Source organism: Tannerella sp., assembly GCF_030528505.1.
In the GTDB taxonomy this organism is placed as follows: domain Bacteria; phylum Bacteroidota; class Bacteroidia; order Bacteroidales; family Tannerellaceae; genus Tannerella.
Genome location: NZ_JAUMYS010000093.1, coordinates 1 through 10,102 on the forward strand (window position 1 = coordinate 1; position 10,102 = coordinate 10,102).

7 protein-coding genes and 1 pseudogene are annotated in these 10,102 nt (G+C 51.6%); 3 read left to right on the forward strand and 5 right to left on the reverse strand.

Going from position 1 to position 10,102, the window contains the following annotated elements; genetic code table 11:
- A pseudogene (locus Q4A89_RS11180) lies at positions 1-255 on the forward strand (SRPBCC family protein); the annotation flags it as partial.
- Positions 256-459: 204 nt separating this feature from the next.
- Here Q4A89_RS11180 and Q4A89_RS11185 read toward each other — a convergent pair.
- Entirely contained in the window at positions 460-1,899 is a 1,440-nt protein-coding gene (locus tag Q4A89_RS11185) for an arylsulfatase (protein ID WP_303185564.1), read from the reverse strand.
- A 267-nt stretch (positions 1,900-2,166) separates the two neighbouring features.
- Here Q4A89_RS11185 and Q4A89_RS11190 point away from each other — a divergent pair, with 267 nt between their 5' ends.
- On the forward strand, positions 2,167-3,573 hold the full coding sequence (locus Q4A89_RS11190; RefSeq protein ID WP_303185565.1) for a Gfo/Idh/MocA family protein: 1,407 nt from the start codon (positions 2,167-2,169) through the stop codon (positions 3,571-3,573).
- Positions 3,574-3,877: 304 nt separating this feature from the next.
- Here the strand turns inward: Q4A89_RS11190 and Q4A89_RS11195 are convergent, their stop codons facing one another.
- Positions 3,878-5,059: a MalY/PatB family protein gene (locus Q4A89_RS11195; protein ID WP_303185566.1), complete on the reverse strand. Its 1,182-nt coding sequence runs from the start codon at positions 5,057-5,059 to the stop codon at positions 3,878-3,880.
- Positions 5,060-5,135: 76 nt separating this feature from the next.
- Between Q4A89_RS11195 and Q4A89_RS11200 the strand changes: the two genes are divergently transcribed.
- Positions 5,136-5,816 carry a hypothetical protein gene (locus Q4A89_RS11200; protein ID WP_303185567.1) on the forward strand — a complete coding sequence of 227 codons (681 nt, stop codon included), beginning with the start codon at positions 5,136-5,138 and terminating at the stop codon, positions 5,814-5,816.
- On the opposite strand, the gene Q4A89_RS11205 is transcribed toward Q4A89_RS11200, so the two are convergent.
- The 3 genes from Q4A89_RS11205 to Q4A89_RS11215 all read right to left on the reverse strand — a co-directional run bounded on the left by Q4A89_RS11205 (position 5,817) and on the right by Q4A89_RS11215 (position 9,985).
- Positions 5,817-6,593: a porin family protein gene (locus tag Q4A89_RS11205; RefSeq protein ID WP_303185569.1), complete on the reverse strand. Its 777-nt coding sequence runs from the start codon at positions 6,591-6,593 to the stop codon at positions 5,817-5,819.
- A gap of 54 nt (positions 6,594-6,647) precedes the next feature.
- Positions 6,648-8,528 carry an Ig-like domain-containing protein gene (locus Q4A89_RS11210; protein ID WP_303185570.1) on the reverse strand — a complete coding sequence of 627 codons (1,881 nt, stop codon included), beginning with the start codon at positions 8,526-8,528 and terminating at the stop codon, positions 6,648-6,650.
- A gap of 188 nt (positions 8,529-8,716) precedes the next feature.
- Positions 8,717-9,985, reverse strand: coding sequence for an MFS transporter (locus Q4A89_RS11215; RefSeq protein WP_303185571.1), 1,269 nt, complete (start codon positions 9,983-9,985; stop codon positions 8,717-8,719).
- Between the last annotated feature and the right edge of the window lie 117 nt (positions 9,986-10,102).

Consider the following 10,102-nt stretch of genomic DNA (forward strand, 5'->3'; position numbering starts at 1 on the left):
TTCAAGACACTTGAGAAGAGACCACATTCTTTCTACAGTTTTGAGATGGATAGTAGAATGTTCACAGGAGAGTGGCAGGCAACATTCGAACTAGTGGAAGGTGGTAAAACACTGTTCACTGCAATAGAAAAGATAGAATACAAGAATCTATTCTATCGCTTAGTCGGGTATGCTTTTATGGATTTAAACAAGTTTATGACCACATACCAAGAAGAACTCACAGCTCGAATAGAACTTGAAAAAGCAGCGCAATAAAGACAGTATAACCGATTATTTGCAATCTATTTCTTTGAAAGGAAAACAGATTAATTTACAGGATTCTGTATCCTCAAAATAAGAATTGCAGTGAGAAGCAGATGACAAAGCTTCCCTTCCCTCCGGCTTATGTGAAGGAATAAAAGGATACCGGAAAAACAATGACCGAATACCTACAGTAAATCAAACCCCTCTGTTTTACCGTCAGTTGAAAAGCGACCAGTTAGGGTCTTCGACATGCGACTGCTCCATAAGCGCCCGTAACTCGTCGGCTTTTTGCGGGTACTCGGAGATGACATTATGATTTTCCGACGGGTCGGAGGAGATATTGTACAATTCGTAAGTGCCTCCGTCTTTGCGGATATTCTGTCGGATCAGCTTCCAGTCGCCTTTGCGTACGGCTTGTCGTCCGCCCAGTTCCAAAAATTCGAAATACAGATAATCACGGCTTGCCTGCTTTCCTTTGCCGGTGATCGCAGGCAGTATGCTGATGCCATCGGTCTGCACGTTTCGGGTGCCCGTCAGTTCGGCAAAAGTAGGCATCCAGTCCCAGAAGGCACACATGAGGTCGTTGCTCGTTCCTTCGGCCACACGCCCTTTCCACGAAACGATCATCGGCACACGAATCCCTCCTTCGTAGAGGTCGCGTTTATAGCCACGATAGACGCCATTGCTGTTGAAGAAGTCCGGGTCGGCGCCTCCCTCCTGATGCGGCCCGTTATCGCTGGTGATGATGATCAGCGTATTATCGTACACGCCCAGTTCTTTCAGCTTCCGCACAATCTGCCCGACGTATACATCGAAACGGTAGACCATGGCGGCGAAAGTGGCACGCGGATAGACCTGCGAGCAGTAACCGCCTTTACGGAATGCCGGACCATCGTCCGTACCGTGGTGAGGTTTCTCCGGGTACATCCCGCGAAACTTACGGATGATACTGTCTTCGGGCACGAGCAGCTCGGCATGAGGCAGGACACAAGGCACGAAGAGGAAGAACGGCTTGCGGTGATGCTCGTCGAGGAAAGCAAGGCATTTCTCCTGAATCAGGTCTTGCGCATACGTACCGAACGCACCGTTATCGTTGTCGGGAAAATCGATGCGCTGATCATTATGCCAGATATGGTCGGGATAATAATTATGCGCCAGCAGTTGGCAGTTGTACCCGTAGAACTCATCGACGTATTGCCGGTTCGGGTCACCTTCCGAGCCGGGCGATCCCAAGCCCCACTTCCCGAAGGCCCCGGTTGTATAGCCGGCCTCCTTAAACAGTTTAAAGAACGTATTCGTACCTTGCGGCAGCGGGAATTGTCCTTCGGGCTCCACTTCCTTGTTTCCCCGTATGCAGGCATGTCCCGTATGCAGGCCGGTAAGCAGGCTGGCACGTGAGGGCGCACTGACCGTCGTGCCCGAATAACATTGGGTGAAACGCACGCCATGCAACGCTACGCGGTCAATCTCGGGTGTCCGGAACTTTTCTTGTCCGTAGCAGCTCAGATCGCCGTACCCCAAATCATCGGCGATGATAAAAACGACATTCGGTTTCTCCGCCGTTTGCTTCTTGCTTTGTGCCTTGACTGTTCCGCCGGCAGCCAGAAGCAGAGAACCGGAAATCAAAAAGGCAGGTTTTGCTGCATGTTTCATCATGTTTCTGTTTCTACGTCTATATTTTGTTTTACGAATCAACGGCAAACATACAAAAAAATCATGATTTTATATGCATTGCAAGTAAAATCAACGCTTTTAGCCGTTCTTTCGAGATACTTTTACCTGCAGAAAGTAAAGAACAGTAACGTTGCTTTTTGCGAATAGATGTACCACATAAAAAAGCATGGTTTAGATGGTTACTTTGCCAAAAATATATCGTATCTTTGGCAACAAAATAGAATATTATAATCTCTAAACAAATTCGATATGGAAAATACTCGACGCAATTTTTTAAAGAAAGTAACGGCTGCCGGTATCGGCGCCGCAGGATTGGCTGTGACCGATCAGGCCATGGCCGCAGTGAATCAGCCGGGCGAAGCGACACAGCAGAAGAAGAAGCCCGCAGGCAAATCGGACGGCATGCTGCGCTTCGGTTTTATCGGTACCGGCTCGCGCTGTCAGGAGCACATCAACAACGTATTGGGCATTCCGGGCAACAAAATCGTTGCCATCTGCGACATACAGAAAGTGCCGCTGGAAAAGACGCTCAAGCACATCGCCAAATTCAACGTACCCGAGCCGAAGGTATACACGGGCGGCGAGCGCGAGTTTGAGAAGATGCTGAACAACGAGGAGTTCGACTGTGTCATCATTGCCAGTCCGTGGGAATGGCACGTGCCGATGGCTGTCGCGGCGATGAAGGCCGGTGTGCCGTATGTCGGGCTCGAAGTGTCGGCCGCCAATACGGTCGAAGAATGCTGGGACCTCGTCAATGTTTCCGAAGCGACGGGTTCGCACCTGAATATCCTCGAGAACGTATGCTATCGCCGCGACGTGATGGCCGCGTTGCGGATGGTGCGCGAGGGGCTGTTCGGCGAGATGATACACGGCACATGCGGCTATCAGCACGATTTGCGCGATGTCAAATTCAACGACGGCGTACATTACACCTATCAGGAAGGCGGCGAACTGCGGATGGGCCCCACGGCCTACGCCGAAGCGCAATGGCGCACGCAGCACTCCATCACCCGTAACGGCGATGTCTATCCCACGCACGGCATCGGTCCGGTGGCCAACTGCCTGAATATAAACCGGGGTAACCGCTTCCTGTCGCTCACCTCGATGGCCACCCAATCGCGCGGGTTACACAACTTCATAGTAGACAAAGGCGGGGCGAACCACCCGTACGCGAAGATTCATTTTAACCTCGGCGATATCGTGACTTCGATGATTAAATGCGCCAACGGGCAGACCGTCATCGTCACGCACGACACCAACCTGCCCCGCCCCTATTCGCTCGGATTCCGCATTCAGGGCACGCGCGGGCTGTGGATGAACGACGGCAACCACGTCTACGTCGAAGGACAATCGAAGCCCCATCGCTGGGATGCGTCAGACGACTGGTTCAAAAAGTACGACCATAAACTGTGGAGCACCCTCGAAGCGAAGGCCAAGGAAGCCGGTCACGGCGGAATGGACTACATCATGATGTACGACTTTATCGACGCGATCCGTAACAAGAAACCGGCGCCGATGGACTGCTACGACGCGGCCGCATGGAGCGCCATTTCGGGGCTGTCGGAAATGTCGATCGCACGCGGAGGAGCGGTGGTAGACTTCCCCGACTTCACACGCGGGCAGTGGATTCATCGCCAACCGGCTTTCGCCCTGTAAAGCGGTCGAAATCGGCCGGTTGCACTCACACCCGGGAGAAGGAATGAAATGGCGGCACGTATGCGCCACCCCCATAAGCGTATATGCGCCGCTCACATAAACACGTATGCGTCGATCGCATAAGTACGTATACGCCCTCCGTATAAGTACGTATCGATCGAGGCGATAAGTACGTATCGAGTGCTTCGATAAGCACGTATCGAACGGGTCGATAAGAAAAGGGTGGGTCAAAACGTTTTGTTTTTGATCCACCCTTTTAACCATGAAACGATTCCGCCGGTCGTCAACCCAACGGAAGATCGCCTTAAGAAATCCTTTTTTCTACGGCATTTTTCAGTCGTTCGAGCGCCTTCTCGAGTGTTGCACGCGGGCAGCCTACGTTCAGACGCATGTATCCTTCGCCCTCGCAGCCGAACATCGAACCGTCGTTCAGTGCCAGTCCGGCATCATTCACGAAGAGATCGACCAGTTCTTTCTGTTTCAGCTCCAGCTTGCAACAGTTGAGCCATACGAGGAACGACGCCTGCGGCCGGTACATGCAAAGCTGCGGGATATGCTCTTTCAGATACGCTTCCACAAAATCCACATTCTTCGACACATAGTCCAGCATCTGCCGACGCCATTCGGCGCCGTGCCGGTAAGCAGCGATAGTGGCCGTATACGCGAAAATCGTGCCGTGGTTGAACTCGCCCGATTCGAGGAACGAGTAAAACTCATTACGCAGTTTATCGTCGGGCACGATGGCATACGACGACACGATCCCCGCAATGTTAAACGTCTTACTGGGCGCCGTGAAGGTGATGCTGCATGCCGCCGCTTCGTCCGACACGGTCGGGAACGGATGATGCGTAAACGAAGGGTAAGCCATTTCGGCATGAATCTCGTCCGAGATGACGAGGATGTGATGTTTCGTACAGATCGAAGCCAGCTTTTGCAGCGTTTCTTTCGGCCAGACGATACCGGCTGGGTTGTGCGGATTACAAAGAATCAAGGCTTTGCAACCTTCGTCGATAACGGATTCGAGATGTTCGAAGTCCATTTCGTACGAGCCGTTCGTTTTGCGCAGCGGGTTACAGACTACTTCGCGGTGCATCGCTTTGGGCACCAAGTGGAACGGATGATACACCGGCGGCTGAATTATGACTTTATCGCCTTTGCGGGTAAAATGATCGAGCACGAACGCGAATCCTTTCACGATGCCGGGGATATACGAAAGCCATTCGCGGCGAATCTCCCACCCGTGCAGGTTGCGCACCCAATCGATGATGCTGTTGTAGTATTCGTCCGGCGGATACGTATATCCGAACACCGGATGTTCACACCGTGCTTTCAGCGCGTCGACAATAAAATCGGGCGTGCGAAAATCCATGTCGGCAATCCAGAACGACATCAGATCCTCGCGTCCGAAATTCTCTTTCAGCGCATCGAACTTGATACAATTTGTACCTTTTCTCTCAATAATTTCATCAAAGTCATAATGTTTCATAATAAAGATTTTTTTTGCCGGCAAATGTAGTACTTTTGCCGCTATAAAAAAACTATGTTTAACTCTAAGTAGAAGAATGATGAGAAAAAGTTTAATGTATTGCTGCCTGTTCGTATGTGCGATGGGTATTTTCAGCGGATGTAACAAAGATGACGACAAGAAACCATCCGAACTGGTGGGTAAGTGGAATGTGAAGGAGATGCCGATGGATGTCGTATGGGAAGCTCCTGACAACGTAGTGGTTGAGGCAGGATCGGTCAAACTGACCGTCAAACAATTGGCTGCCATGATGACCCCGACGCTGAATGCACTCGTACAAAACGGATTGAAAGACGTTACACTTACAACCGATGGCAAAATCGAAGCCACATACAAAAAGGAAGATTCGAATGAATGGATAACGGCGAAAGATTACGCAAAATACAACGTAAAAGGCGATAACAAAATTATGTTGCATCCGGATGCAGATAAGGTTTTCGCAGAAATGAAAGGCGTTGATGCTACGAAATTGGCTGCTATCAAATTACTTTTTAAGGCCGGAATACCTGTATACTATACCTCGAACGGCTCCTCTACCCGCTTCTATCTCGACACGGAAACGGTAAAGGCTCTAAAAAATGTACTGCCTATTCTATTGGCCTCGGTCAAAGATGTACCGGACTTCGTAAAACCTCTTTTGGCGAAAGAACTTCCGGGCCTGTTGGAAAAATCGACGAAGATCGAATTCGGTCTGACGATGACCAAAGCGGCTAATTAATCAAAAGACATATCCGAATCCGGCATTCAGATAGATGGGGTACAAAGCGAACGAAACAGTTTCAAAATCGCTTTTAAACAGATCGTTCAAGCCCCACGAGAGATCTGCGAACGTATTGAAATGCTTAAAGGCACGCCATGAGATGCCCATCTGGGCACCATAGGCGAAACGTCGCAGCCGGTCGGAAAAATCATAGGTGGCGATCCGCCCGTCCTTAAACTCGATTTTAGGACCGGTCGGGTCGCCTTCTCGCAGGTAGCCGTCGTACACATGTCCGGAAAAATCGCCCTCGGTCAAATAGGAGACGTACGCACCGCCACGCATCACCCAGCGTTCATCGAGCCGGTAAGCAGCCAGCAAAGGCATCGTCAGGTACGTATTACGCATTTTCGTTTTGACGTAGCCCGTCCAGCGTCCGCTGACTTTCTCTCCCCCGTCACCGATAATCTCGGTACGGTAGTTCTTGACACGCGAGCGGGTAATCATCCCTTTATTCTCTAATTTCAACCCCACGGTCACGCCCCATTTCTTCCGCGTGCCTAACCATTGCGTCACCGTCCCTTCGATCGGGATGGCCAAGGTCGGATTATAACCGTTGATCTCACGTATCTCGTGCGGCAGAGGCAATGGCGATGCCCCGCCGATATGAAAGCCTGCCTTCACTTCATATTCCAGCCCCCTGGCAGCAAAACGAAGAATGGTTGCATTACGATCGTCTTGCGCACGGATGATCCATACACAGAACGATAGTAAAGCAACCATATAGATCTTTGTCATTTCGGTATCGAAAAAGAGGTTAAACGGAGTTGAATGGTAATCCGTTCCATTCGTTCAGAGTTTCACTTTACGCACCCAGCCCGACGAGCCTTTCACGATGACGATGCCGCGCGGCACGTTCAGATCGAAGGCCGTCTCGCCCGGCGATTTCGTCGCACGATGAACGATTACGCCTGTCAGCGCATAGATTTCGATCACCTCCTTCACCGGCGAAGTAACGTACAGTCGGCCGTAACTGCTCCATGCCGATGTTTCTCCCGCGATGACCTCGTTCGACGTATCGATCATCACCATCACCTTGCACGTGGCCGTCTTGCCGCCGTCTTTCGTCGTAACGGTAATCACCGCCTCGCCCGATTTGTAAGCATGCACCTCGCCATCGTCATCGACCGAAGCCACCGCTTCATTGTCGCTGCTCCACGTCACCTCACGATTCGTCGCATCGGCCGGAAGCACAGTCGCCTTCAATTTACCTTTTTGACCGGCTGTCAGTTCCAACTGTGACTTGTCAAGATTTACTCCCGACACCGATACGGAAGCTCCCGTTACTTTTACCGTCGCACGGGCCGTCTTGCCGCCGTCTTTCGTTGTAACGGTAATCACTGCTTCGCCCGATTTGTAAGCATGCACCTCGCCGTCGTCATCGACCGAAGCCACCGCTTCATTGTCGCTGCTCCACGTCACCTCACGATTCGGGGCGGCAGCCGGAAGGACGGTAGCTTTCAATTTGCCTTTTTGACCGGCCGTTAACGAAAGATTAGTCTTATCGAGCTTCACCTCGGTGACCGATACGACGGGCGGGGCCGGTGGCGGAGGCGGAGGAGCCGGCGCTTTCACCTTCACGTTGATCTCAGCTGTTTTCCTGCCTTCCTCCGTAGTCACGGTAATAGTTGCTTCGCCGGCTCCTACGGCTTTGAGCAGGCCAGTGGGCGAGACGGTCGCTACCTGCTGTCTGTTACTGCTCCACGTCACGTTGCGGTTCGTCGCATCGTTGGGCACAACTACGGCTGTCAATTGCTTCTGCTCATTCACTTGCAGTTCCTGATTTCCTTCACGGATGCTTACACGCTGCACCAACTTGGGCAGCTTGGGCGGATCAACTCCCGGATTCTTTTCGACCGTTACTTCGATCGATGCGTCCGGATAACCGGCATCCGGATCATGCGACGTGGCGGTAATGGTCGTTTTCCCGACGGCTTTGGTGCGCAGCAATCCGTTCCGATCGACTGTTGCAACGGCTTCGTTGGAAGAACGCCATGACACGGTTTGGATTGCGGCATCGGCCGGCACAAGCGTTACCTTGAGCTGTCTTGACTGATAAGGGTTTAATGTTAAGTTCCCTCCGTCAATCGTTATGTTCCTGACAGGGTGAATGACCCGGATCGTAACGCTTTCGCTCACAAACGAGCCATCCTGAGCCGTGGCCGTGATCGTCGCCGTTCCGGGCTTGTGCGTTGTGATTCTTGCCCGATCGACCGAGATGATCCGTGAATCGCTGCTGCTCCACGACAGTTCCCGGTTCGTAGCATTATACGGCTCTATCTCTCCATAGAGAACCATGGTGGCCCCTACGCCGAGTACCCCCGGATTATTCGTAAACGTAATTTTCTCGATCAAGCGCACAACGGTAACGGTTATACTGGCCGACTGGTTGCTGCCGTCCTGCGCCGTAACGGTTATCGTCGACTGCCCCGGCGCTACGGCTTTAATCTGAGCTCCGGTCTGATTGCTTCGCACAATCTTCACGACTTCATTTTTTGAGGATTCCCATTTCAGCGGTTTACCTTCGGGGTTATTCACGGTAAGGCTCTGCGTCAGATTCTCCTGCATGCTTATGTTGCCTTCTTTAATCGAGAGTTGGGCCGATGCATGATGTGCCGACACGCCCAAAAGCACGACGACAAGGAGCATCCATTGGTAAAAAGTAGTTTTCATTATGTCTTTTCTAAAATATGAATAAATACGTGACTCTTTCTATGTCACTAAAAATGATAACCTAAAATTGGCCGCAAAAGTACATCTTTTCGGAAAGGCCGGAAGGATGTATTAACGTTTTTTATCCGTCAGCCGATGTTTCTTTTTTATTTTTATTCTTTCGAAAGGGCGATAATCACGCTTGATTTTCAGGCGAGAGTTCCGTTCTGTTCCGGTTTCTTCCGCACCAGCACGACGGCATAGAGCAGGATCACCACAAAAGCCGTCAACGGCACGAGGAACGAGAACGTCATGGTGTGCATATCGGCAGCCATCCCCATCAATACCGTGCCGATGGCTCCGCCGATAGGCGTCATCATCAGGATGGCCGAAGCTTTTTGCGTCAATCCGCCCAAGCCTTTGATCGACAACGCAAAGATGGTCGGAAACATGATCGACTCGAATACGAAGATCAGGATCGAGGCCACGAAAGAGACACCGTGTATATCCATCACCACGAGAGCGGTCATCGTCACCGTCCCGATGGCACAGCCAAACAGGACTTGCTCGGCACGCACGCGTTGCATAAGCATACTGCCCCCAAACCGACCGAGCATAAAAAGCAAAAGACCGACCGACAAGACGATGGAGGCGATAAACTTGGGATGAAGATGCACCCCGAAACGGCCGGCGAGCATCTCCGTAAACCACTCGACCATGTGGTTCTCCACCGCATAGTTAATAAAGAACGAATTGATGGCGATCTCGGCGATCTCGTAGCAAAACAGCGCAAAGAGTCCGAACAGAAACAGTGGGCGGGCACTCAATCCTCTCGTCGGACGAGCCACGGCAGCAGCGCCTTCGTCTTCGATAACAAATTCGGGCAGCTTCACCCGCGAAAACAGCACGGCGATCACTAACACGATCCCCCCGATGACTACGTAAGGGATGGAGATATTCGGGTTCTCGCCCGAAAAACAATAGATACCTCCCAGCAACGACCCGCAGATACACCCTAACCCGTTGAACGACTGCGCCCGGTTGATACGGCCGGCGGCCGTTTCCTTATCGCCGAGCAACGTCACGTAGGGATTGGCCGCCACCTCGAGACAGGCCAGCCCGCAACCGATGATAAACAACAGTAACAGATAGAACCAGAAGATATATGTCCCGAAGAAACGACTCGCGACGAAAGCCAGTGCCGCTCCGCCAAAAGCCAGCAGCCCGACAACGACGCCCTTGCGCGTACCGTAACGGCGAATCATCATCCCGGCAGGCACAGCCATCAGAAAGTATGCCAGATAGGTGACGAACTGAATCAGCGAAGCCTGCGTCTTGTTGATTTGAAACGTCTCCTGAAAGAACGGGTTGAGCACGTCGAGGATAGCCCGCGCGAATCCCCACAGGAAAAAGAAAAAGGTAATCAGCACGAACGGGAGCATATAGCCCTGTCCGACGAGTGAATGTCTGTGTTTCATGTTTTCGTTTGTTACTATTCTTCCTGCAAAGGAAACATTTTTTTGTCATACAGAAACGATGAAGAAACGAAAAACGAAGTCTTTCGGGCGTTTAGATGTTGAAGTGTTGAGGTGTTT

Coding starts and splice junctions, on each gene's coding strand:
- Q4A89_RS11185 (WP_303185564.1), bottom strand. CDS start 1,899: ATGATGAAACATGCAGCAAAACCTGCCTTTTTGATTTCCGGTTCTCTG.
- Q4A89_RS11190 (WP_303185565.1), top strand. CDS start 2,167: ATGGAAAATACTCGACGCAATTTTTTAAAGAAAGTAACGGCTGCCGGT.
- Q4A89_RS11195 (WP_303185566.1), bottom strand. CDS start 5,059: ATGAAACATTATGACTTTGATGAAATTATTGAGAGAAAAGGTACAAAT.
- Q4A89_RS11200 (WP_303185567.1), top strand. CDS start 5,136: ATGATGAGAAAAAGTTTAATGTATTGCTGCCTGTTCGTATGTGCGATG.
- Q4A89_RS11205 (WP_303185569.1), bottom strand. CDS start 6,593: ATGACAAAGATCTATATGGTTGCTTTACTATCGTTCTGTGTATGGATC.
- Q4A89_RS11210 (WP_303185570.1), bottom strand. CDS start 8,528: ATGAAAACTACTTTTTACCAATGGATGCTCCTTGTCGTCGTGCTTTTG.
- Q4A89_RS11215 (WP_303185571.1), bottom strand. CDS start 9,985: ATGAAACACAGACATTCACTCGTCGGACAGGGCTATATGCTCCCGTTC.